Source organism: Vibrio sp. 1249-1, from assembly GCF_033340495.1.
Window position 1 is genome coordinate 130758 of the sequence record NZ_JAWOWJ010000007.1, and the last position, 22887, is coordinate 153644.

Genomic DNA, 22887 nt, shown 5'->3' on the forward strand with positions numbered 1-22887 from the left:
ATCGTCAAATTGTCTTCATTATTTCTGACGTGATGTTCCGTATACGAGTAACAATCCAGCTGTTGCTGCCAGCGTATTGCCGACATTGTTGGTTCCACCAGCAATCGCAATCAACACAGCTAGGGTTAGCGTTATTCCAATGTAAACTAAATGCGTGTTTTCTCTTGCAAGTTCATAGTTTGCTATGTTGTCACGGCATTCCTGCCACCCTTCGGAAATGCATACCTGCTTTTGCTTCAACTCTTGCCACTTAAAGTAAAGCCCAATAGTTAACGTCAGTGCGATACTCATGATTAATATTGGTGTTGGGATCATATGTACTCCTACCTAGTATTCTTCACGTAAGCGTTCTCGGATTTCGCTAAAGATTGGCATAGCTCGTTCAGCTGCCTTTTTTCTAGCAAAACGGTGCAACACATATTCTTGTCCATCTTTGACATAGAAAAGTTCGTAACCAGATTCAATAATCCCTTCATTTTCCGTTGTAGGCATTGTTGTCGACCAGCCACCATCAATTGAATGGAATACATCGCGCATCTCAATATCTGCATTGCTATGAACAAAATCCTCTTTGCTAACCGAAACAAAGTTACCATTTCGGATTATTTTCAAGGCTTGTGCGTCGAAAGTTCCGTCTTCGCATACGTCTGATAGGTAGTTAAAATCTAGTCCAGAATAAAGGTAGAAATGGTTTCCCTCACGAACGAAAATATTCTCTTCTTCCTCGCAATCTGCAAGGTCTACTGCGTTTACTTCTAATCCGGGAACATTTGTGAAAACTCGGTCCAACCGCCCGTTTTCTTGCTCAATATAAACTGATGGTGAGATTGCGTTCACAGACTCAAGTTTTACGACCGATTGTGTATCGTCAGGGTCTGTTAGATGACCGTTGGCAATGCTTGCCTCAATTGCTGCACGAACATTTTCTTTGAGAGATTCTGATATAGACTCGGGGAAAACAACACCTTCCACGGAAAAGGTAAGATTGATATTGATAGAATTCATATGGGGTATTCTCTATTTAGTGAATTGATACCCCAATTAAATTGCAGTTTCGTAAACGCGCAATATGCCAATTATGCAGGGATTCCCTTATGCGAAAACTCGACCTGAGATCCAATTAAACCCAGCTCTGTCACTGCTAAACCTAGAGAATCAGACTCACCAAGGAGTATGAATTTTGTTTGGGAAAGAATATTTTTCTTCCATTGAGACATTGCTAATCCGCGTTCGGGTTGAATCTGCAGGGTAACTATCAAGGTTGATGCCAAAGCATCCGGGTCAAATGCTCTTTCTATTCGATGACTTTTTTCCTGATCGCTCAGTTGAGCCGAATCATATGGTGCAAGCATAGTATCTGGCCAAACGACTCCATGCATGTCCGAAAGAATCAGCCAAGGCGAGCCTTTTTTCTCAACGTATGTCTTACACGCACAGAACATTGGTGACGTATACAACGAATGAGCCTCAATCGCTTTTTCTGACCAGTCTTGTTCTACGGATGCAGAAACAATGTATACCTCGTATTTTGACATACTTTCCCTTTGCTATTACGAATTCAATTTTGAAAGTTAGTGGCTTTAAAACCGCTGCTAATTTAGACTATGAAACTTGAACAAAAACTGTGGAAGCCCAAAATCAAGATGAACGCAATTAATTTCCCAATATCAGCTCAAGTCTTAATCCCAAGTGAAGATAGTGTTTCACTGCGGATCATGTTCAACAAAAGTGAGAACATATCTAACAGTATAACTCTCAGACCAACACAAACGCTAACTATTAATAGCGTAAGCGTAACTATTGAGCAGGTGGATTCTACTGATTTGGGTAACTGGGCTAAGTTTAAGATTTGCGCGAGCACTGGGGAATTAGGTGTTCTTGCTCTCGACTTGAACTTCATGGGGAATGAATTTCGTATCCAAGATACAGAGGGTGTACATTGGCATGGTGATGAAGTTTGTTTCGACCTACCTGGTAACTCTAAAAAAGAATTGGTGTTATGGATAATGAACAAGCCCTCAGCGTAAGCCGAGGACTCTAGAAACTAACTGGCTATTGACCAACGGCCCAAGTTTGATTGCTGCACTCCACACCCAAGCCAGCGCGCTTTAAATCTGTTAAAGTTACTTGCAGAACATGGCTATCAATATTAATAGGGCCGTGTACTGCAGACCATTCAATTTCACCATTATGCTTAATCTCCCCTACTTCAAGCACAGCATTCGCAATTGAAATTGGTTGGTCCAAAGTACCAAACCATTCATTTGGATTCGCATTGGCCAATTTAGCCCGTTCAATGAGTCGCTTAGTAATCTTCGGCTTTGCTTTCGAACGCGGCTTCAAGATCGCCCAAGGGTAAATATCTACCGGCATTTGTTCAGAGTCAAAAACAAAACGGTAGAGGCCATCGCCATATTTTGCCATCTGTGCGAGTGTCATCAGAGAGGATTGGCCGCTCATATCCATTCCAAGCTTTAGAGCCGACATTTCAAAGTTAGGGTTGGATGATAGCCAGCATATAGGCTTCTCAGGATACTGAGGCTTTAACGGGCTGGTACGTAAAAGCCCCATTTCAAAGATAGATTCGAGTTTAATGCCAAGTGTGTAGTGGAATAGTTTCACTGTGTTGCCCTTTATTCGTTTCGACTCCCACAATTAAAAATCGAAGTAAAAAACGCGCAACACGTGAAACCGCCCTTTCGTTGATTTATTTTGTAGATCTTTTGCGAATGAAAGCAGCCATTAACAGGAAGAATACGGCGCCAAAAGATGTGCTACCACCAGAGCTACCACTGTTTGCCTGATAATCTGATTCATCATCGCCTGAAACATCGATGTCATCGGCATCTTCAACGGTTGTATTGTATGAATCGCGCATTGTTGATGTCACAACCAGATCGGGAGTAATTTCGTCGTTTAACACAGACTCAATCCAGTCACTATAATCCGCAACCTCAGTGAATACGGACGTATCACTCGATGTTGAACTCTTACAGCCATCCCAACCATAACTCGTGATGCCTACCTGCACGTATTCAGCCAAGTCATCGTCATACCAATATAAAGGACCTCCCGAATCTCCTGAACATGTAGAGTTCCGAACGCCAGTGCTTGCATTATATGCACCTTGCATACACAGCTGATTTTCCCCAGCTCCCATGTCGCATGAGTCAGTTGGGACATATGTCAGTGTTGTGTATAACAATTGATCTGAGTAGCTACCACTCTCTGTCATTCCTAAACCAACAGCAATGAAGCTTTCATCTTCTACTCTGTATGAATCTGCTTGTGTAGATTCTGCCAACACCGCGTAATCAGAACTGGAAACATTCATATCATCTTCAAGCTCTAAGATTGCAATGTCATTTGGCCAAGGCACCGAGCTTTCACTAGATGAATCCACATAATCTGGATGACGGTAAACATTCGTAATTCTGATGTTCTCTACTGCACCAGATAAAAATTGATTTGAATTCGACAGCTGCGGAAGAACTGCAGTATACACAAGATATTCCTCGTTCAACCCTCCACTTCCATCACTAATACAGTGCGCAGCCGTAGCGACATGATTAGCATCTATAATTGTTGCGCCGCAATATTGGCCATAAACACCAGTGTAACTTGATGCGTCGTAATAAAGAGCCGCGTAGGAAGGCCAAGTATCTGTAGTAGTAGTCAAACCGTTATAAATATATGTGCTGTATTCCTCACTACTTGCGGTGGAGGTGTTGGTCAGGAGCAACACGGAACAGATAGCACCGAATAGACTTAATTTCTTCATTTGAACCTTTTTACTTCTCTGTTTCTTCTGATTTGATGAAGCTTTTCTCGTATAAGCCATCTTCGAATAAGTCACGATCAACAACCAAATGTGGGAAACGATACGCCCGTTCGATATGCTCGATTTCAGTCATATGGCATTCGTCCTCTCGGGTGCCGTAAATGCTCTTTAATTGCTCGTAGCCTTCGAAATCAGGATTCTTTTCAGAATCATTTGATACGTAGCTAGTTGGATACCATGTATCTTTCTTGAACTTAGCAACTAAAATGGCAGGTAATTCACCAAAAAATACCTTATTAAAGTTATCTTTTGAAAGTGACAGACCAGAGTACGTAATGTCCATTTTTTTACAAAACATCATCAAGAGCTTGTAATGTTTTCTGCATTTTTTGTAGTTCCAATCATCACTTCCAGAAACGCTGTAAGTAGCAATTTCTTTACCATTTATTACTTTCGTTCTTTTGAAGATCACTCCTATCTGAGTTTCGTTCTTGGCACTATCTCCTAATGACAATTCATACTCTGTGTTTGGTTCATCTGTACCAATCACAAATTGAAGTTCCACTCGTTCATTCTTGAGTTTAAGTTTTGCAAGTTTTGCTGCTAGAGAACCAACGTTTTTATAAACTTTAAATTGACCATCGTGTTTCTGGAATTCTTTGCCGGTCCCTTTGAGCCACTTGATGTCGACATTGAAACGCTCCGATACCTCAGCCAATACATCATCATTTAAAGTATCGATAAGCTTTTCATCATCCATTAGCACTGAACGTGGAATCTCCTTGCTGTTGATTAACAGAGGGATGTCGAACGGATTTATCTTATGCACTTCAAAAACATAGCGGAAGCGAGAACATACCGTTTCAAGGCATACAGAAATGTTCCCAGTCTCTGATTCTTTCACAGAAGTTAACGTGTTCTGAATGAAATCTACTGCTGAACAGTTTTGTTGATATGAACAGTTTTCTACCCACTGTTTCAAATCAGAATCGAGCATAAGCTCAACACTATTTGGTGATTTATCTTCTTGTTCAACTTCCAAAGCAGAGGTTGGTAACTTACCTGTAAACAAGACATACAAGCGATTCCAAAAACTCAATTCTTGGCAATCATTTCCCATTTGAACTACTCCATATACACATAACAATTCAGCTTGTAATTTCAGTATACAAGCCAACTCATATTTCCAAAATTACACGACTATCAGAATCGCGCAAGATCAAATACAACACAGTCCATCGTTTTCAAATTTGCGCGTTTTTACATCTGTCGTTTAATACATGTATACCAATTGAATACGAGAAATGAACATGATTAATAAGTTTGAAATTGTCTTGAGAAAGATTCACAACAACCTTATAGCTGCTGGCGTAATGCTGACTAATGGCCTCACTGCGGGTGACGCATCTGGATACGAGATGTACGGTGAGAAAACAGGTGATAACACCTTCCTTATACATGTTCGTAAGGCGTCCTTTGTTCCAAAAAACGAATTTGGCGAGACTTATGAAAAGCACTCTCTTTCTGAATTACCAACGAATGACATATGGCGTCGTTTCGAATCAGATAAAGCAAACTTGTTTGGTGGTGTAATTGTTGGGCGTGACAACCAGAAGTTTGAAAATGAACCGACTGAGTTAAATCGACTGGCGGTAGTTTCTGTCATTGAAGACAAAGCAAATCTGGTACCGACTGACGGACACTATTTGTTTCGCTCAACAAACGCGGTTGAATCGGATGAATTTATTACATTCTTCATGGAAAGAGATTTAACAAAAAATACAGAGACGTTATTGGACGCTTTGCAAGGTGATGCCTTGATGTCTTTCTACCGTAAGCCCTTTTGGTCTGACCTCACAGGGCAACCGTATCGTTTGAAGTCTGATTTAACACTTAAGGGGATCTCTCTTCATAAGCAACAATACTGCGACCTAGTTAAATTCGGCAGCGTACAACCAGAAACCAAGGAAAATATGCGCGAACACTGGCTAAATGTTAACGATGACAGTGAGTATGTTGATTTTGTTCAAGCTCTTAGCACAGAAACGGACTTACCTTTCCAACACTTTGACCGCCTGCTTTCGGAATCCGAGCACGAGGTAATAAGTGCAGCCGTAAAGCGAATTACTCAAAACCAATATCCACAATCTGTTAAGTGAGGCTGTCATGGGAACAATGCTAGTAGGTGAAGGTACACACTATGAAAAAGCACTTTCATGGGTCAAAGTGGCGATTGGTGACAACATTAAAATGCCTGATGGTTCTATTTTCAAGCTTGAGAAGAAGAACGCGAAAAGTGCAGTTTGCATCGATGATGCCGGCGAATCGGTAAATATTCCGATCAAGAAATTGCTACCGAACGGATCGGATGCCTACGTGTCTTCGGTTGTTCGCCAGTTACAAGACTCAACTGAAATAACCTTCGACGCAAATACCGAGGATTATTTTCAAGACAGCACATTACCAAACTACGAGTGCAGTGATTCCCTATCTTTGGCTAGGCGCTTAATCCGGGCTAACCGCTGCAGCACTGATCCAATGAAAGACATCCTTGAGCATCTGGCAAATAAATTGTCAAAGCAGGATGCCGGGTTAAGCTCAACAAAGAAAAAAAATGCGGCAAAACTGGCAGCCCGACACCTGCTGGGTGATTTTCCTGTTCCAATGCACTCTGATACCCACTACGCAGCTGCAGAGTGGTTGGCCTTTGATACATGGTTCTTTAGACATCACAAGACAGCTAGGCTCATTGAACTCGCCACCAGCTTTGATGAAACACTAAAAGCCCGAATTGGTCAGAAAGCCTTTAGCGCTGTTTTCGCTTATCGCCGGGCATCAACGGCAAAAGAACAATGCACGAAATTATCAGATTGCTTACACGGATGGTTCATGCGAGCTGACACCCCAACACTAGAAAAAATGAATGAAGCTTATAACCATCTACTTAACCGCATCGATTATCAGTCGAGAAGAATGGCTTTTATCATCATGAACAAGGCAATATTCAACTCAAAAACTCCTGTTGAGTTGGTGGTCAGCACGCTAATCGATAGTGATGCATCAGATCTACTAGAACCAATCTTGACGAACATCCATAACATTGAGTTTGGTTATTCAAGCCGTTCGGCATTGCCTACATTTTCCGATTTGATCGGTGGCCGCGTTTCAATCACCGACGTTCAAGCCGCTATGGTCAAACGCGATCAGGACATTGAAAACCAGAGAACTCAACACGCGTTGGATGTAGCTGCATCCGTGACTAAGGTTGCTACCGTACTTGAATCCATTGAGAGTAGTCATCTGCCATTCATTAATAGAAAGTTACGCGAATCAGGCTGTAATAAGTTCAATAAAGAATGGTCATCTACTGATAACGACCACGTGCTAAAAATCAATTGCGCCGGCCGATATATTCAATTGCCGGTTTGTAACGACGATTTGAAATCTCTGACAGTAAAAAACTTCATTTCTGCACTTGATCACAAGTTAAGTGAAGCGGGTGAACAACTAAATCATGAACTGTTGGAAAGCTCGATCGATTATGCCTTTGCAGTAACAACAAAGTTTCTCCAGACACTAAATTAAAAGGAAAATGGTTTTGACTACGTTTCACGAAAGAAAGGCATCGAGAAAAGAATATTACTTCCGGTTTATTTATGGTTGGATACTAGTTCCGTGCACTTCCTGCAATGGCAGTGGGTATTATGACTCTAATGGTTCGCCTCCGTGTGGCAGTTGCAACGGCAGAGGGAAAGAACGCATCCGAGGGACTAAGGCTATTCAACAATGATTGAAATTTATGGACAACAAATTTAAGTGAATAAATGAGAATCAGACTTCTTTTGTGCGGTGCTGTAATGCTATTCGCTAACATGACAAACGCTTCGCCCGAACCACCAGCAAAACCATTTACGTTTTCCGCGGTTCAACTCAAATCATCTGATGTAGGTAATTTCTTCAAAATGAAGCTACTTGCCTCTCGTGCCAAAGCCGCTGGCGCCGAACTGGTCATTTTCCCTGAGAGCTCTGTTTTTGGCTGGCTAAATCCCAACGCATTTATGCAGGCAGAACCAATACCCGGAAAATATAGTGAGAAGTTTGCCCAGATTGCATCTAGCTTAAATATTTGGGTCGCCGTTGGCCTTGCAGAGAGAGCTGAGCGCGCTGGAGCAGGCAGCTTACCAGGCGCTTATAACGTCTATGATAGTGGAATACTCATTAATCCTGATGGAGAAATAGTTCTCCATAATCGCAAAGTGAATGTATTAGGTAATGCGTTTGACCCCGATGACTGCCAACGGTACTTAAACAAAACCAAATGCGGCTACACACCAGGAAAAGTCGAAGACATAAAAACGGTCAAGACTGATTTTGGCCAAACAACCTTACTCGTTTGTGCGGATGCCTACGTGCCAGGTCAAGGCAATATCACAGGTACTTTAGATCGAGTAAAAAAAACAAACGCTAACGTTATAATTGTACCGTGGGGCGTCACTTCGTCCGAGCAATCTCAATGCGGGAACCCCGGCTTTAATGCAACCGGCATGGCTAGTCATGCTGCAAAATATCTATCGGCTTATGTGCTTGGTTCAAATGGTACCGGAGAACGTTTATACGGTAACAACTTACCATCCTACTATTGCGGTTCAAGCGGTTTTAGCTCACCGTCAGGCAAATACACAGAGTCTACAGTTAGGTTTTCCGAAATAGCTACTTTTAGAGTGACGAATTAATACCAACTTCTATTTGATAAAAGAGCTGCAATTACGCGGCTCTTTTAGTATCTGCCCAGGGAGTTGCGCGATCTCGTTTTGACCGCAGTATTTGAAATATCAGATAACAAACGACTGAGATTTTAAATATGCAAAATGTACCACAAATACTACGCAACGCTCTTCCTCACCAGTTGGCCAACGTGGTTGCCGCAACAGGCGAATTCAATGGCACCATCGATATGCTTATAGAAGCAATTGAAGGATGCTCTGTATCCCTCCCGCAAAGCGCAGATGTTGATGAAGCGATCCCAGCTTCAATATTTGTACTCGACGAAGAGCTAGACGGCACTTCAATTGGTGCTTTAACAAAGCTTTGGTGTAAGCGCTTAGCGATTCAACAAAGTCAAGATGCCTTCTTATTGTCACTGGTTAAGCGAGCAATTACCGCTCTTGCAATAAACGACGATCTTCCTCAAGACGTGAGCTCATTGGACATGGCAAAGCTTGCTGAAATTGGCAGTAGAACCAGCCAGGATTTTCACGCGTCTACGGGTGACATCTACCAGTTCAATTCAACCATCAGTTGTTGGGAGTGCGGTGAAATGCATTTCGACATGGATTCGGATGGTTATCCCTGCGATCAACACGGAAACCATGTATCAGGAAATTTCCTGTAACCCGGCGCCACACCTTAAATGTTGAAACGAACTGGAGAATGAAAAATGGGCAAACACCTATCAATAAAAATTGGCAATTTACCGCGAACTTTTAAGAAGAGCTTATCAGGGATGCCACCCGAGATAGCAAAGAAGGCCAGAAACATTACTCAGCAAATTGCTTCTGGAACACCAACTGGTGAATTTGAAGCGAAACGACTGACGATTAATCGAAAAGTGCTGTCGTTCAAAATTGGCAGTCGGTACCGGATGTTGATGGCTGAAACACCTAATGGCATAGAACCTTGGATGTGTTGCTCGCACGAAGATTACAACAAGATCTACATGCGTATTTCGACCTCATAAAGATGTCTACGGAGACTTAATTGAAGTCGCAGAGAACTTTTTTGCCAAAAGCCCTTCTGGGCACAGAGTGTGGCCGCGGTTTCTGATGTCACAGAAGACACCATTGACGTCCCATAGAAGACATCAAGAACAATCAGAAATGAAATTCATGCACCCGTTACGGGTAAAAATTTAACTACGTTGGAGACAACAATGCTTACTGCTATTAATTATTTACTTTGGTCGCTTATCGGCCTGATGTGTGCCTATAAACATCAAAACCGTCCAACTGAAAGTATTTCCAAAACACCGTGGATCTTTCTATCGATAGTCTCTATGTCAGTGTCGATCGCCCAGAGTGTTGATACTGTCTTAACCCCTACTTTTCGACATTTCTCCAACTACCTGACTGGAGAATTGCAGTTCAGCCAGGCTTTGACCGAACTAATGCTCCTTACCGGGTTTGCAATAATCTGTTCAGTCTATTGCTACATGCTACCTGTAAGTGTTTCGGCATGGGCGTCTAAGCGTGCATTTGCGCGATATTCGGAGTGTGCAACCATATAAAAATTAAAACGAATTGGGGATATATTCATGAAAGAACAGGTTGTTTACCAGTGGTACCTTGAACACACGAACAGTTCAGAGAACAAGCATAAGTTCTATGAGGTTTCGATTGTCCAACGCGGTATAGATTCATTTGCTGTTACACGTCGTTATGGCCGAATCGGTACCAATAGTAAACCGCGAGACGTAGACACTTTTTCTGTCTTTGAATCTGCATTGACTAAAGGCCAAGAGTTAGTTTCCTCTAAGCGCTTTAGTAATCGTGATGCCTACTCGTTAATGCGAGAAACAAGCCCTAATGAAGTTGTTAGAGGCACACCAGCGCCCCAAATGGTTCCATCTATACCTGAAATCGTCATTGAAGAAGAACCAGCAGTAGATGACTCCTTCTGGACAGGTTTGAAATTGGCTTAAAAAAGATGGCCTGCTCAGCAGGCCAAATACTATCAGAGTGAGAGTAGACATATGATAGCCCGTAAAATTCCACGTAATGATGCTTACAAAATTCTACGAAGCTTAAAAGATGTACCGTGCATGTCTGAACAAGAAATGAGTGCATCTGAAAAGCTTGGACACTTGAGCCCAGGTCGGGTTGTTGACCAGCTACAGTCATTTGCTAATACGGAAAAGCAAGAGACTGAACTTAACCGGAGATGTCGAGCTGCCGGGCTCCAGTTTTTCTTTGATCAAGGTGGTTTGGTCCAATTCAGAAAAATTGTTCAAGAGGAAAAGTGTGATGTATGAACTTAATATCAACCATTTGAATGTTAATGGCTTTATGGACGTTCACACCATAGATGTTCCTATAACTGGAGATTCTCTGGAGATTACTGATAAGGAACATGCTTTATTTCGTGTATCACGAATGAATAAGGTCTGTTCAAAAACGGGCGTTCAGGCACTAGGCCCATCATCAACTTTTCAAGTGATTAATGACAAAACGTTCACCTGTCGTTTGGACGCCGAAGAAGCCTTGACCCAAGATTTTATGGTTAGTTCTGACGTGGTTTATGCGGTCGTTGTAACGCCTGAGTCAGCCCAGCCATATGTGTTATACGCGGCTTACGTTTATAACCCGCAGAAAGTCGCGGCTAATCGTGCAAAAGCAAACATGCCGTTCACGGCCAAAATCACTTTTGAAAATTATGCCGCGACGGAGAAAACCGTAAATGAAAAGAACATCCAAGAGGCCCTATCCCTGTTATCGGTTAATAGAGAAATTAGCTCAAGGTTTGAAGGCGATACATTTTGTATGTTTTGTGAACCCCGAGAAGCCAGTGACTTATTTAACGCGGTCAGTAACTTAATTAGTCGGATGCGGCTCAATCTTACGGGTACCCAGTTCGATGGCGTTACTGCCGCCGTAAGATACGTTTAATTGATGGTGCAGCTATATGGCTGCGCCGCCCTTAAAACAATTCTCCATCCCTGTTCCACCAGCAAGCTATTCAAGCTTTTATTCCCTCGATCCATTCTCCCTGCTTTTCCATATCCTTCAATTTGTCACCACAAACAAACACCCTTCAATATGTCACGATAATACCGTATCAGATTGATATTGCGCGATTTTACTTATGGGTGAAAATTTGAAATATCACTAAATGAGGGCTAAAAAATGCAATTAACTGATACTCAGAAAATGGAATTTATCGAACACGGTGGTGACATCTGCCCCATATGTTCAGACAGCTCGATCGAGCACGACGAACCCGACTTCGGAGATACATCTGTGTCCCAAGACTGCCAATGCTCACATTGCTTCGCAGAATGGAATAATCAATACGTATTATCAGCTGTGAAACTTCTTGAGCCAGGTAAGCTGAACATTAAGGCCTTAAGCCCTCTTCAAGAAGAGCGATACCTGTCTCATGGCCAAGCTTGCGTTATTTGCCAATACGACAATATGGATGGTTCAGGTTTAGGTTTGAATTGCGATGAATTTTTGAAGGTAGCCTCTAAAGGGAAGATGGCTGTTAGTTGTCCTTGCTGTAACGCGTCATGGAACGATCAATTTGAATTAGACGACGTGATTATCACTAATGCCGGCAAATATGCACCCGCAGAGGGAGACGCAGCATGATTGATAAGGTCTTCATCGATACGGACGGACTGATTTGGTTTAAGAACCCAAACCTATCCAATTGGTATGATCACCCTTCCGCTAGCATTGCTAAGCGTGCTAGGCAGGACAATAACGGTCACCCAAGACTTGCAGGCATATGCTTGTCGGGAGTGATGATTTCTCAAATCGATTCACAACTGCCAAACAGAATGGCTGGAGCTATAAAAGAATTAGAATTACCAGACTACTTAATGCAAAAAGCCTCACATAATTTAACCCGCGTCTTACCGGACTTACCCAACTAATTACTTTCATTGGACGCCATCGAATATGGCGTTCATATTCCTTCACGTTCAAAATTTAGCGTTTTTAAAAGTTAAATATTGTACAATCGCTAGATTATATCGATTCACAGCAATGCTTTGAGGATGAATGAAACAACATAAAATATCGATAGGTTTGATGTACACCTTGCTCTGTACTGGAGGCATATTGCTTTCACAAATACAGCTGTATTTTATCCCCCTACTAATCATCATTTGGATAACTGGTTGGCTATTTGGCCGCGGCGCCCCGGCAACAGCTAGACACTACTACAGCCACCTTACCTCGACATGCAAATACTGCACATTAATCATGTCTCTCGGAATACCTATGATGTTTGGAGCTACATTCATCCAATATCAGCTCAATGAAATGGTCTATCCAACGGTTGAATACATTGCCCAGAATCCGGTAATGGCTGGTCATATCGCATTAGCTGTTATTCAAATGTTCGGACTTTTATGCCTTGGCATGCTTGGCCTGCTGGCGTTTAGAACTTACAAGTGCCTTGTTCCATTGTTCAAAGAAGCTTGATTACTCTCAGTTACACAACAACTTTCAAAATAGGGATCACCAATGACAGAATCCACCAGCGAATCGGCTGTTAATGTTCAAGTACCGTCTAAAGAAATTTTTACGATTAACGGCTATTTGATGCTATTTATCATCTGCTTTATCGTCTTCTCTGCTCTCATGATTGGCTTTGGCGTGATTGGAACTAAAACGGTACAGTCCGTTTCCAGTTATAGCCTTGCTACCAGATATACGGAAACAACTCCATATCGATGGTTCAGCATCCCTCTTGGCGTTCTTGCTTTCTTTTGTCTTATTGGGCTGAAAACTCTCGGCCCCAAAGAGGTTCGTGTTGTACAGCTTTTCGGCACGCCTTTAGGCGTATTTAAGAAAGAGGGACTTCACTGGATTAACCCTTTCTTTTCAACAACTCTTCTGAATTATCGGGTAAAAAACTTTGAGACTGATGTCCTAAAAATAAATGATGCTAACGGTAGTCTGATTACGCTTTCAGCGGTAGTAAGTTGGAGAGTAGCTAACCCCGAGTTGGTAGTTTATGAACTGGATGATTTTGATGAATTTTTCAGTTCTCAAGTTGAAGGTAATATTCGCAACGTTGCTGGGAAGTATCCGTATGAGCACGTCGCTGAGTTTGGTGATGATAAATATTCTGAGATAGATGGAGATAAGGAAAAAGCCGATGCAGGTACAATTGCCACACTAACCCAATCAACAGATGAAATTTCAAAAGAGATCATCAAGTCTATCAATGAAGACGTTACCAAGTATGGTCTTGAAGCCATCGATGTGAGTTTTAATAAAATGGGTTACGCGCCAGAAATCGCGGCGGCAATGACCCAGGCTCAGCAGGCAAAAATGGTTGTAAAAGCCAAACGAGAACTAACAACCGGTATCGTAAAGATCGCTGCCAACGCTGTACGAAATCTTTCGGAAGAAGATGATATTAAGCTCAGTGACAATGATAAAAGCAGGTTGGCCACTAACCTAACTCTAATGTTGAGCACAAACAGAGAGGTGGACACAGTAATCTCTTTGGATAATTAACCTAACTTAGCCCAGCCATTGAACTGGGCTTTTTTATACCCTTTCGCGTTTTCTAACTCGCCTTACTCTTGTTAATAACCTAATGACTTAAGGATATTGACCATGAACAACGCATCGTTCTCACATCAGCTAATTCAAAAGACGGAAACGTTTAGCGACATCGATAAAGCTATTCTCGTAAACCTTCTCTATTTGCAAACGACGGGTAGCTTAATGCTTGAGCCTGAAATTGATGGCTCTACAATTGACTGGTTCAAAGAGCATGGCTTCTACGACGCTCTGTTATTGGAGCCAGAGGAAGAAGAAAAGGTGTCTTTAGGCTTCACTGATTAGATCAGATTGCATCCGTAGTGGCGGTTGTTTCAATCGCCATTACCACTACCCCACTCACTACCACCGTACTTTTCGCAATCTACGTGATTGCGCGATCCGTAACATACCTGAGAATAATCCCTGAGTTGAGTAATTACGAATTAAGGGTTTATTTATGAACGGGCTTTTCCTAACAGATGATAAGTTTGACGCAGCGCATATGGCTAGTGTTGAGGCATTCTTATCTCAACACGCACCACAACCAACTACAGTGGCGCGTAATGGCTTTTTCTTCACAGACGATGACATTGCGGCAGCGAAGCTTAATGAAGGCTTACCGTTTGTAATTACCCCTGCATATGACACAGCTGGTAATCCAAATTTCTTCGATGCTAATGGCAACCTTGTGGCTGGCATCTATGCCGATATGCCTAATGAGGTTTATCACTCCCTACCTGCGACCAGTTCCAGCCAAGTAAAAAAATACGCAAAGTCACCTGCACACTACAAGCGAGCTTACATCGACAAAATCGACCGTAAACGTACAGCTAAAACTACTGAGCGCACCTACGATGCAGGTACATACTCACATGAGCTTATATTGGAGCCAGAAGGCTTCTATGACCGCTATTATCGCTTACTTAATCCTGTTGAGCATGAGAACAGCTTACACACTACTGACGACCTTAGAGAGAAGTGTAAAGAACTGAAACTGGCAGTGTCAGGCACTAAAGCCGCTCTAACCGAACGTATCCTACAAGCTGATCCATCAGTACTTATATTTGAAGAACAGCAAAAGCGTCACTTAATTGATAACTCAGGTGAGCCAGCTGTACTTAAAGCATTAGAGGTACAAGCTGACTCTACGGGTCGACCTTCGCTAGTAGATTGCATGACTGACGATCAGGTGAAACCGTTACTAGAGAAAACACCGATTGACCCTATTGTTTGGGATGATGCACACCGCGCTTGTGAAACAGTACGCAACCATGAGTGGGCAAATACCATTTTGCAAAATGGCTTCGCTGAACTGTCTGTCATTGCTCAATGTCCAGAAACAGGAATGATGCTTAAGGTGCGTTTCGACTGGTTATCTAAAGATGGTGTTCCAGCTGATGTAAAAACTACACGCAGCGCCAATCCTTTAATGGCTGCCTATCAGTTTGGTGATCTTGGGTACGACCTACAGGCTTACATGTACACCTATGTCGGTAGATTGGCTGGTATACCCTGCCCAATCAACGTCTTCCCCTTCGTTGCTGTGGAATATCTAGATGCAGACATTTGCGAAGTGTTTGAGTTGTCAGATGCCGATTGGGAAATTGCTGAGAGAAACTTCCATCGTCACATTCAAAATCTACACCGTTCACTAGAAGAAAATGACTGGCCGGGATACACACAGAGAAATGGCAGTACTTTACTGACATTGCCAAAACGCGGTCGCGTCTAACTCCCTACCTCCCCTTTGAGCACTCAACTCAACCTTACTCAAAGGGGTCTATTTGCCCTGTTGCGCGTTTAGCAAGTTGGCAGAAAATAAAAGCTCAACTAACCAAAACACTGTGAGAAATCAAATGACTGCAATCAAAATCGACAAAAAAATGTGCCAAACACTTCGTTCAGAACTTAATCTAGCGTTTGAAGAAATTAAGAGAAAGACTGGTGTAACTATTGAAGTAGGTAATATGTCTTACGATCCTGATGGTTCTAAAGCAACAGCTAAAATCACCATGCTTGGCACCTCAGAAGATGGCACTGTTGTATCACCTGAGTACAAAACGCTTGTATCGTATTTATATGCGTTCCCATACCTTAACGAAGAAAAGATAAAACGTGAGTTTAAATGCAATGGCGAGTGGTATGTATTAACTGGATTCAACTCCAGAGCACGAAAAAACCCATTTATCGGATCGTGTGTAGAAGGAGCTAACAAAGGCAAGAGCTTTGTATTCCCTGCCGATACAATCGAGGCCATGTTTACCAATGAAAAGTTCCTACGTAATTGATACCTTTCGTTTCAATGACCATTCAAAGTTTCTAACTTATTAATCCAATAAAAAAGGGAGCATGATGCTCCCTTTTTACTACCTGTCGATCAGTGACCTAGATTAAAAATCGTATGTTACGTTAGCGTAGTAGTTACGCTCAGGTGTTACGAAGCCTTTAACTGTCTCGTATTCTTTATCAAATACGTTACCCACTTTAGCACCACAAGAAAGTTGCTCAGTGATCTGGTACGTCATAGCAATGTCTGTCAGTGAATAACCGCCAAGTTCAACTTTGTTTGATGCATCGTTGTATCGCTTACCTTGGTACAAGTAACTTACATCAAACTTGAAGTCTGAGATTTCGTAAGACATGTTCCACTTAGCACTGTTGCGAGCGCGACGAACTAGCTGCTTATCCGAATCTTTGTTTTTTGCATCAAGGTAGTCGTAAGAAACCTCATGATAAATACCGAAGGTGTCAAAGCTTGCCACAAACTCTACGCCTTTAACCTGTGCCTTACCGATGTTATCAAGGCTTGAGTTCGCACTAGAAATCATGTTCTCGATTTCTGAGTGATGGTAAGCAACACGCAGATCTGCAAAGTCATAGTTCGCTTCAAGTGCAATTTCACCTGATTGCGCTTCTTCTGGCTCTAAGTTCGCGTTTCCTTCGTAACAACCCCAAACATCACATTGACGCGGCCAGTATAGCTGGTTGAATGTAGGTGCCTTATACGAAGTACCGTACATAGCCGTTAAACGGTGCGAATCATCGATGTCATAACCTGCGCCAAGTTGATATGTTGTAAATGTACCGTATGCATCACTATCATCCAGACGTACATTACCCTCAATCAGATAGTCTTCACCAGACTTAGAGGTACCAAAGTATACAGATTGTGTCTGACGGTCATCGTCCACATAATCAATACTAACGTTATCTACTTTCTCGTTATTGTACTCAAGGCCAGCCATTAAATTCGTAGAATCATTCAGGGCGTAGTTGTTCTGCCAAGTGATCACACTACGTGTGGTAGAAATATCGCTAGCATCCGAACCATTACCATACGATTCAGACTTGTCTTTGTTGTGGCCAACAGTCAGCGATGATAGAAGATTTGAACCTTGGTACTCAGTGACAAGACCTAGATTGTAAGTCGTGTCTTCGCTTTGATCAGCGCCACCTGTAGTGTAACCACTGTCAAAATCATTTTTCCCGTTTTGATAGTAAGCGGTACCCTTAACTGTTAGCTGATCATTAATCTGATAACCACCATCTACGGTTGCGTATGTATTGTTGTAACCATCATCATCCGTGTTCACCGGGTTTGTACTATCTGGTAATACGTTATAGCCGTCAGCACTTTGTGTATTAGCAGAAATGCTAAACCATGCGTTATCAGAAGAAGTCGCTAAACTCGCGTTCGCGTCACGACGACCTTTAGAACCAATACCCGCTGAAACACTGCTTGCATCGCTACCTTTTTCACTTGTGATCAGGTTGATAACACCACTAACGGCATCAGAACCATAAACAGATGCACGAGGTCCACGAAGGATTTCAATACGTTCAACACTCTTGATCGGTAATGCATTGAGATTAGCTGTACCTGTTGTTGAACTACCGACACGAATACCGTTAATCATCACAAGTACGTTACGTCCTGAACGACCGCGGATATAAAAGTTACTTGTTGCGCCAGGACCACCATTGTTGGCCACTTGAATGCCAGGTAGACGCTTTAACAATTCTGCTAAAGACTCAACCTTTAAGTCTTTGATTTGTTCTTTCGAGATCACGTCAATTGGAGACAATTGTTCGTTGATGCCCTGCTCTACACGGTTTGCTGTAACAACAATAGTTTCAGTGGTGTCAGTTGCAGTTGCAAATGCGGATGTCGAAACCAACGTAGCAATAGCAGATGCAATTAAAGTGTATTTCATGTGTTTTCCTTCGCGTTTAAAATAAAAATGGTCGGTCTTCGGACTTATGAATCTGAAAGGAATATTTTCCATTCACCGCTGACTTTCACTTCCCACAAAAACGAATTGCAGTGTGATACAAAGCCTGCGTCATCAAATACCGCTGCGACGTCAGTTCATAGGATTCTCACCTAGATTCCCGGTACCAATTACAAATGTGCTCAATAGTGAGCGTATTACACACGGCAAAGCCGTCCCTACCCGGTTAAGCAACCAAGTTGAGTAGTGAATCTTTAAGTTTCTTAGGCGGGGATTCGCCTCGTACAGCTTGATATGTAACTAAGAAGTCCATAGCCCATTCAACTGAGGGCAATTGGCTTTCGTCACTAAATGAATCCAGATATACCAACCCGAGCTCAACCCAAACATCATCATCAAGTTCATCACGAACTGGAGGTGTTGTTACGTCTGTGAAATCTTCAAAGCCCAGATAGTCATCCTTAAATGGGTCTTGTTTTTCTATCCAACGAAAAGTGATAGAAACGATAGAATTACGTCGGCCGCCTTTGGCTGCATTTTCTTCATACGATAAGCAAATATCGGACTTGTTATGAATTTCAGTGACGGCAGGAATTAGAAATCGGCGTCTAAAATCAGACATGCGTTGGTATGATGCAGGTAGCTCGTATCGGTTAATAAGCCAGTCAATACCAAAGGTGACCGAACGCTCAACCCCTTTTTCGGCGTCTTTAGCATTTCGTTTCAATGTCACCCACTGACGGATAGATTCATACAAACGCAATGCGTATTGGTTGTTTAGCTTTGCAACTACATGGAGGAAATAGCCGGTATATCGGCCATCAGCTCGAAGTAAGTCGACTAGTTCAGCGTTGAATGAAAGAACGGTCGTTCCGCGTTTTGGACGTACAGATCGTTTGGTTGTCCAACTGAGTCCATCCAATGCCTTTTCGCCATTATCTGCATCTTCACTTGGCACATAGAAGACTATCTCCCGTTTATTCAGTGCTGCTGATGCTTTGGCAATGTCACGGCTGATGTTTTTATCGCTTTCATCAAAAACCCGCGCATACTCACTGTGGTTGATAGTTACATCAAACCTTCCTCGTTCTTCTGTAACAGAACCATTAAAGATTTTTTCCAGAGAAAGGTACACCAAGCGTTTTTCATTGCGTGAGAGTGTATACGCTGCCGTAGTCAGTGCGTTCGACTGTCTAAGGTATACGGATTTAGCTTGTTTTTGACTAACGCTAATTGGCAAATTCATAAAACTCGTGACAGCTGAATTATAGAAGTCACGAATTCTAATTTAATTAATTATCAATTAGCAAGCATAAAACGCTATTTATTGAATTCGAATACTCAAAGTGTGTGACAGGCAAATACTAGAAGTTAGTAATTTGAACTACAGCTCAACCTTTAAAGGCCACTTTTTACCTGTGAATAACCCATGAATAACCGCGTTTCCATCCCTTCAATCTGTCACGACTATCCCTTCACATTGTCTATTTATCCCCTTCAATCTGTCACGTTTACCCTTCAATATGTCACGGCTAAACCGCCACAAGCATTGATACATAAGGGATTGCAGAACCTAATAAGATCTTTTAAGAAAGATCATAAGAAAGATCCTTAAGAATGTATGTCCTTGGATATGTGGATTTCGCTTCGCTATAACCCACAATATCCAACGCAAAAAAAATGTGGATATATGGACAGCAAGCTGCCCACATACCCACATTCAAAAATAATTGTTATTTTCTTTTTTGTTTTTATAAATCTAATTGAACGAATCAATTTTCACTTTTGATCTCGAATTCAATATTACCTGTTTATGAATACAGGTGATTTAAACGCTCTAGGATTCTTTCTGTGCTTCATATACCTCAAGCTTACCTTGTAGCACCCCAACCTCTTCGGAAGCCTTCATGCAAGCATCTGAGGCCAAAATGAGCCTTTCGCTAGACCGCTCTAATTGCTCCCCTTGTCTAGCGTTTTGATTCGCTAATTGCTCTATAGTCCCTTCTGCTTGTACCAAACGGTCAGTTAGATTTTTTATTTCTGTTTTCTGTGTTTCTGTCTTGGTCTGTAAGCGCTCCAGTTTCTTCTCTTCCGGGCTACGGTTTTTCTTAAGTGCTGACAGCTCGGATTTAAGATCTTTCACCAGGTTCTTGTTTGTCCCCAGTTCAGAATCTAACTCGGAATTCTGATTAGTTAGCTTCTCAATCTGTTCATCAAGTTTTTTTGCTTTCCTACCAGCGGTATCTAACTCTGCAGATAGTGTATTTACCTGACTTTGTGACTCAGCAAGCTGTTCCTGTGTTTCAGTCAGTTGCTGCGTGGAGGTATCCAGACTAGCTTCGAGATCCCGGACGCGATTCTCGAAAAATTGGTTTTTTTCTTCTAGAGCATTTAGGGCTTTTTCATTAGCAGATTCAACATTCTGGATTAAGTTTTGAATTTGACCATTCGCCTGTTCAGAGATGGTTAGCTTCTGCTCCAGGTTCTCAATAACTTTCGCGCTATCTGCCAGTTTCGCATTTGCATCCGTTAGAGATGTCTGTGCGATTTCTAACTCCTGAGTTCTATCCCTAACCTGAGTTGCTACCTGTGATTGGATTTCACTTTCGATTAGAGGCCAAATCTGATCCCCCAGCCCTTTCAATTTATCGATAAACATTCCAACCCATTCTGGTTGTTGAACACGCACTGAGAGTTCATTTGTCTCTTTGTAGTCCAACAACCATCGTGCACATTGTTCCAACGTACAGTTGCCAGCTACTTCATGGAGCATTTGAGCAGTAATTAATTCTACCGGTTGTCCACCAGCAATCAGTTTGTTTAGATGATCTTCAAGGTTTAGGTTTGTGTCTAACTCTGTATTCATTTCCAGTACCACTTACACAACATTTATTGAATTCGTAAGTTTACAATTTTTTGAATCAGATCAGTTACCTAGAAATCGTACCACCCCACAGAATTTTATAATAAATCACTGTTTTTAAACAAAATATTGATTATTAATTTATTTTCAAAAAGTAGCGTTTTAAAGAGTTGCGCGTTTTCGCAAGTGTCTTAATATTTTCATATCAGACGGGCTAACCACCCCGAATTATCAAAATGCTGTGGAGGCAAATAATGGAACTTATATCAAACTCACAACAAGCTCTGCTAAACTTCGTTGGTCACGCTTGTAATAACGCTGATAGCCGTCAAACAGGCATTTCATCATTTGATTTCGTGTTGCTTGAAGCGAACAACGGACAACTTCAAATCACTGGTTCTAACGGCAACCAGTCATTTACTCGAATTTGTGCTACAGACGAGATCCAAGTAAAAGGCAATGGCAGTCTATGTGTTGACGCAGTGAAACTGTTTCAAGCGACTCGCGCACTACCAAAGAACACACAAGTTAAAATCAAAGAAGTACAAGGTAAAAACCGTGCAGTATTGAGCTGCGGTAAATCACGCCTACAACTAAAAACTATTCCAGTAACCGATTACCCAACAGTTGACATCATCAAAGACGTTGAGAGCACCTTTACCGTTCCTGCTAAAGAGTTTATGAGCCTAATTTCCAACGTGCTGTACGCTTCTGGTCGTAACGATGTGCGTCATTATCTGAATGGTGTTTACCTTAACGTTAATCGTGGTGCATTGTTCGCTAACGCGAGTGATGGTCACCGCCTGTGCGTGAACAAAATGCAAGTAGGTGAAGCAGTAAACAAAATGGGTCTATTGCTCCCTTACAACTCAATGACAGTTTTTACTCGCCTAAACGAGTCTGCGGAAGAAATTACTATTGCTTACAATGGTTCAAGAGCTGAATTCAATTGGGGCGGTCTTGTTTACCGCACAGCCCTTATTGATAGTAAGTTCCCTGATATTTCTAAAATGTTCCCTAAGACATGCGCAAGCAAGATCAAATTTAATCGTCTTGAGCTATTATCAGTATTAAATCGCGTGTCTGTTTTGCTAACAGATGACAAGTTCCCTAAAGTTAAACTCTCAACTACCGAAAACGGTATTAAGCTACAAACTGTGATTGATAATGAAGAAGATGGCTTAGGTGAGGACATGATCACTGCTCAAACATCTGGCGACCCAATCACTTATGACTTCGGTGTTAACCCTAAGTACCTGATTGATGCTCTAAGCCACATTTACACTGAACACGTAACAATGGAATTCACAGAAGCTAATGCGTCATGCTGTGTATCACCTGTTGGAAAGGTAGTAACAAGCAAATCACTAATTATGCCAGTGCGAATCTAGAGAATGCTGAACAACAATAAATTCACTTTAAATGGCGATCAGTGGGTCGCCAGTATATTAGACTTTAAAGTATCGCTTACTGATAAGTGTATGACAGTCTTCCACGGAGAAAATGAAGTAGAAGGCGTTTTGCGCTTTCCAGATGGTTTGACAGATTTAAATGAATCGTCATTCACTTACAGCGAACTGGGTAACCGAACAGCGATACTGCTACCTGACGATTCCGGTCATGTAGAAATAGTCCAGTACGGCAATGACCTACACCTTAATCACTACAATACAAACGGTGTTGTGGTAGAAAAGCTCCAAGTTGCCTCCACACTCGCGCACACCTGATCATTTC

Annotated in this window: 27 protein-coding genes and 1 riboswitch; of the genes, 18 read left to right on the plus strand and 9 right to left on the minus strand. The window is 42.0% G+C overall.

Annotated features, from left to right (window positions below):
- Positions 1-18: 18 nt before the first annotated feature.
- The 3 genes from R7Z50_RS14605 to R7Z50_RS14615 all read right to left on the minus strand — a co-directional run bounded on the left by R7Z50_RS14605 (position 19) and on the right by R7Z50_RS14615 (position 1535).
- Entirely contained in the window at positions 19-315 is a 297-nt protein-coding gene (locus R7Z50_RS14605) for a hypothetical protein (RefSeq protein WP_053409827.1), read from the minus strand.
- A gap of 12 nt (positions 316-327) precedes the next feature.
- On the minus strand, positions 328-1005 hold the full coding sequence (locus R7Z50_RS14610; RefSeq protein ID WP_053409826.1) for a hypothetical protein: 678 nt from the start codon (positions 1003-1005) through the stop codon (positions 328-330).
- A 71-nt stretch (positions 1006-1076) separates the two neighbouring features.
- On the minus strand, positions 1077-1535 hold the full coding sequence (locus R7Z50_RS14615) for a DUF6884 domain-containing protein (protein ID WP_053409825.1): 459 nt from the start codon (positions 1533-1535) through the stop codon (positions 1077-1079).
- 108 nt (positions 1536-1643) lie between these two features.
- Between R7Z50_RS14615 and R7Z50_RS14620 the strand changes: the two genes are divergently transcribed.
- Positions 1644-2027: a hypothetical protein gene (locus tag R7Z50_RS14620; RefSeq protein ID WP_318124009.1), complete on the plus strand. Its 384-nt coding sequence runs from the start codon at positions 1644-1646 to the stop codon at positions 2025-2027.
- A 25-nt stretch (positions 2028-2052) separates the two neighbouring features.
- On the opposite strand, the gene R7Z50_RS14625 is transcribed toward R7Z50_RS14620, so the two are convergent.
- From R7Z50_RS14625 to R7Z50_RS14635, 3 genes are all read right to left on the minus strand, one after another.
- Complete coding sequence (locus tag R7Z50_RS14625) at positions 2053-2622, minus strand: hypothetical protein (protein WP_139374579.1); 570 nt, start codon at positions 2620-2622, stop codon at positions 2053-2055.
- Positions 2623-2707: 85 nt separating this feature from the next.
- Positions 2708-3841 (minus strand): S1 family peptidase, encoded by a 1134-nt coding sequence (locus tag R7Z50_RS14630; RefSeq protein ID WP_258718590.1) that lies wholly within the window; start codon positions 3839-3841, stop codon positions 2708-2710.
- Complete coding sequence (locus tag R7Z50_RS14635; RefSeq protein WP_139374580.1) at positions 3792-4958, minus strand: hypothetical protein; 1167 nt, start codon at positions 4956-4958, stop codon at positions 3792-3794. Before R7Z50_RS14635 ends, R7Z50_RS14630 begins: the two co-directional genes overlap by 50 nt.
- A 133-nt stretch (positions 4959-5091) precedes the next feature.
- Here R7Z50_RS14635 and R7Z50_RS14640 point away from each other — a divergent pair, with 133 nt between their 5' ends.
- From R7Z50_RS14640 to R7Z50_RS14710, 15 genes are all read left to right on the plus strand, one after another.
- Positions 5092-5940, plus strand: coding sequence for a hypothetical protein (locus tag R7Z50_RS14640; RefSeq protein WP_139374581.1), 849 nt, complete (start codon positions 5092-5094; stop codon positions 5938-5940).
- Between the two features lie 7 nt (positions 5941-5947).
- A complete protein-coding gene (locus R7Z50_RS14645) occupies positions 5948-7366 on the plus strand; it encodes a hypothetical protein (RefSeq protein ID WP_053409819.1) in 1419 nt (472 codons plus the stop codon).
- 239 nt (positions 7367-7605) lie between these two features.
- A complete protein-coding gene (locus tag R7Z50_RS14650) occupies positions 7606-8514 on the plus strand; it encodes a carbon-nitrogen hydrolase family protein (protein ID WP_053409818.1) in 909 nt (302 codons plus the stop codon).
- A gap of 128 nt (positions 8515-8642) precedes the next feature.
- Positions 8643-9173, plus strand: a complete 531-nt coding sequence (locus tag R7Z50_RS14655) for a hypothetical protein (RefSeq protein WP_053409817.1) — start codon at positions 8643-8645, stop codon at positions 9171-9173.
- A gap of 111 nt (positions 9174-9284) precedes the next feature.
- A complete protein-coding gene (locus R7Z50_RS14660; protein WP_169780636.1) occupies positions 9285-9518 on the plus strand; it encodes a hypothetical protein in 234 nt (77 codons plus the stop codon).
- Between the two features lie 573 nt (positions 9519-10091).
- A complete protein-coding gene (locus tag R7Z50_RS14665) occupies positions 10092-10478 on the plus strand; it encodes a WGR domain-containing protein (protein WP_053409814.1) in 387 nt (128 codons plus the stop codon).
- A gap of 51 nt (positions 10479-10529) precedes the next feature.
- Positions 10530-10808 (plus strand): hypothetical protein, encoded by a 279-nt coding sequence (locus tag R7Z50_RS14670; RefSeq protein WP_053409813.1) that lies wholly within the window; start codon positions 10530-10532, stop codon positions 10806-10808.
- Entirely contained in the window at positions 10801-11442 is a 642-nt protein-coding gene (locus R7Z50_RS14675) for a hypothetical protein (RefSeq protein ID WP_053409812.1), read from the plus strand. Before R7Z50_RS14670 ends, R7Z50_RS14675 begins: the two co-directional genes overlap by 8 nt.
- Before the next feature lie 237 nt (positions 11443-11679).
- On the plus strand, positions 11680-12144 hold the full coding sequence (locus R7Z50_RS14680; RefSeq protein ID WP_053409811.1) for a hypothetical protein: 465 nt from the start codon (positions 11680-11682) through the stop codon (positions 12142-12144).
- On the plus strand, positions 12141-12431 hold the full coding sequence (locus tag R7Z50_RS14685; protein WP_053409810.1) for a hypothetical protein: 291 nt from the start codon (positions 12141-12143) through the stop codon (positions 12429-12431). The genes R7Z50_RS14680 and R7Z50_RS14685 overlap by 4 nt, the downstream gene beginning before the upstream one ends.
- A gap of 127 nt (positions 12432-12558) precedes the next feature.
- A complete protein-coding gene (locus R7Z50_RS14690; RefSeq protein ID WP_053409809.1) occupies positions 12559-12984 on the plus strand; it encodes a hypothetical protein in 426 nt (141 codons plus the stop codon).
- A gap of 42 nt (positions 12985-13026) precedes the next feature.
- Entirely contained in the window at positions 13027-14028 is a 1002-nt protein-coding gene (locus R7Z50_RS14695; RefSeq protein WP_053409808.1) for an SPFH domain-containing protein, read from the plus strand.
- A gap of 102 nt (positions 14029-14130) precedes the next feature.
- The gene (locus tag R7Z50_RS14700) at positions 14131-14361 is read left to right on the plus strand and encodes a hypothetical protein (protein WP_053409807.1); all 231 of its coding nucleotides are present in this window, start codon (positions 14131-14133) and stop codon (positions 14359-14361) included.
- 154 nt (positions 14362-14515) lie between these two features.
- On the plus strand, positions 14516-15790 hold the full coding sequence (locus R7Z50_RS14705; protein ID WP_053409806.1) for a PD-(D/E)XK nuclease-like domain-containing protein: 1275 nt from the start codon (positions 14516-14518) through the stop codon (positions 15788-15790).
- Positions 15791-15914: 124 nt separating this feature from the next.
- Positions 15915-16346 (plus strand): hypothetical protein, encoded by a 432-nt coding sequence (locus R7Z50_RS14710; protein WP_053409805.1) that lies wholly within the window; start codon positions 15915-15917, stop codon positions 16344-16346.
- 102 nt (positions 16347-16448) lie between these two features.
- Here the strand turns inward: R7Z50_RS14710 and R7Z50_RS14715 are convergent, their stop codons facing one another.
- The 3 genes from R7Z50_RS14715 to R7Z50_RS14725 form a co-directional block, all read right to left on the minus strand.
- Positions 16449-18272 carry a TonB-dependent receptor domain-containing protein gene (locus R7Z50_RS14715; RefSeq protein ID WP_053409804.1) on the minus strand — a complete coding sequence of 608 codons (1824 nt, stop codon included), beginning with the start codon at positions 18270-18272 and terminating at the stop codon, positions 16449-16451.
- A gap of 11 nt (positions 18273-18283) precedes the next feature.
- Positions 18284-18476: riboswitch (cobalamin riboswitch) on the minus strand.
- Positions 18477-18516: 40 nt separating this feature from the next.
- Positions 18517-19536, minus strand: a complete 1020-nt coding sequence (locus R7Z50_RS14720; protein WP_053409803.1) for a RepB family plasmid replication initiator protein — start codon at positions 19534-19536, stop codon at positions 18517-18519.
- A gap of 591 nt (positions 19537-20127) precedes the next feature.
- The gene (locus R7Z50_RS14725) at positions 20128-21156 is read right to left on the minus strand and encodes a hypothetical protein (RefSeq protein ID WP_053409802.1); all 1029 of its coding nucleotides are present in this window, start codon (positions 21154-21156) and stop codon (positions 20128-20130) included.
- A gap of 251 nt (positions 21157-21407) precedes the next feature.
- Between R7Z50_RS14725 and dnaN the strand changes: the two genes are divergently transcribed.
- Together dnaN and R7Z50_RS14735 are read left to right on the plus strand one after the other, a co-directional pair.
- Positions 21408-22544: a DNA polymerase III subunit beta gene (gene dnaN / locus R7Z50_RS14730; RefSeq protein ID WP_053409801.1), complete on the plus strand. Its 1137-nt coding sequence runs from the start codon at positions 21408-21410 to the stop codon at positions 22542-22544.
- A gap of 3 nt (positions 22545-22547) precedes the next feature.
- Positions 22548-22880 carry a hypothetical protein gene (locus R7Z50_RS14735; RefSeq protein WP_053409800.1) on the plus strand — a complete coding sequence of 111 codons (333 nt, stop codon included), beginning with the start codon at positions 22548-22550 and terminating at the stop codon, positions 22878-22880.
- Positions 22881-22887 lie beyond the last annotated feature (7 nt).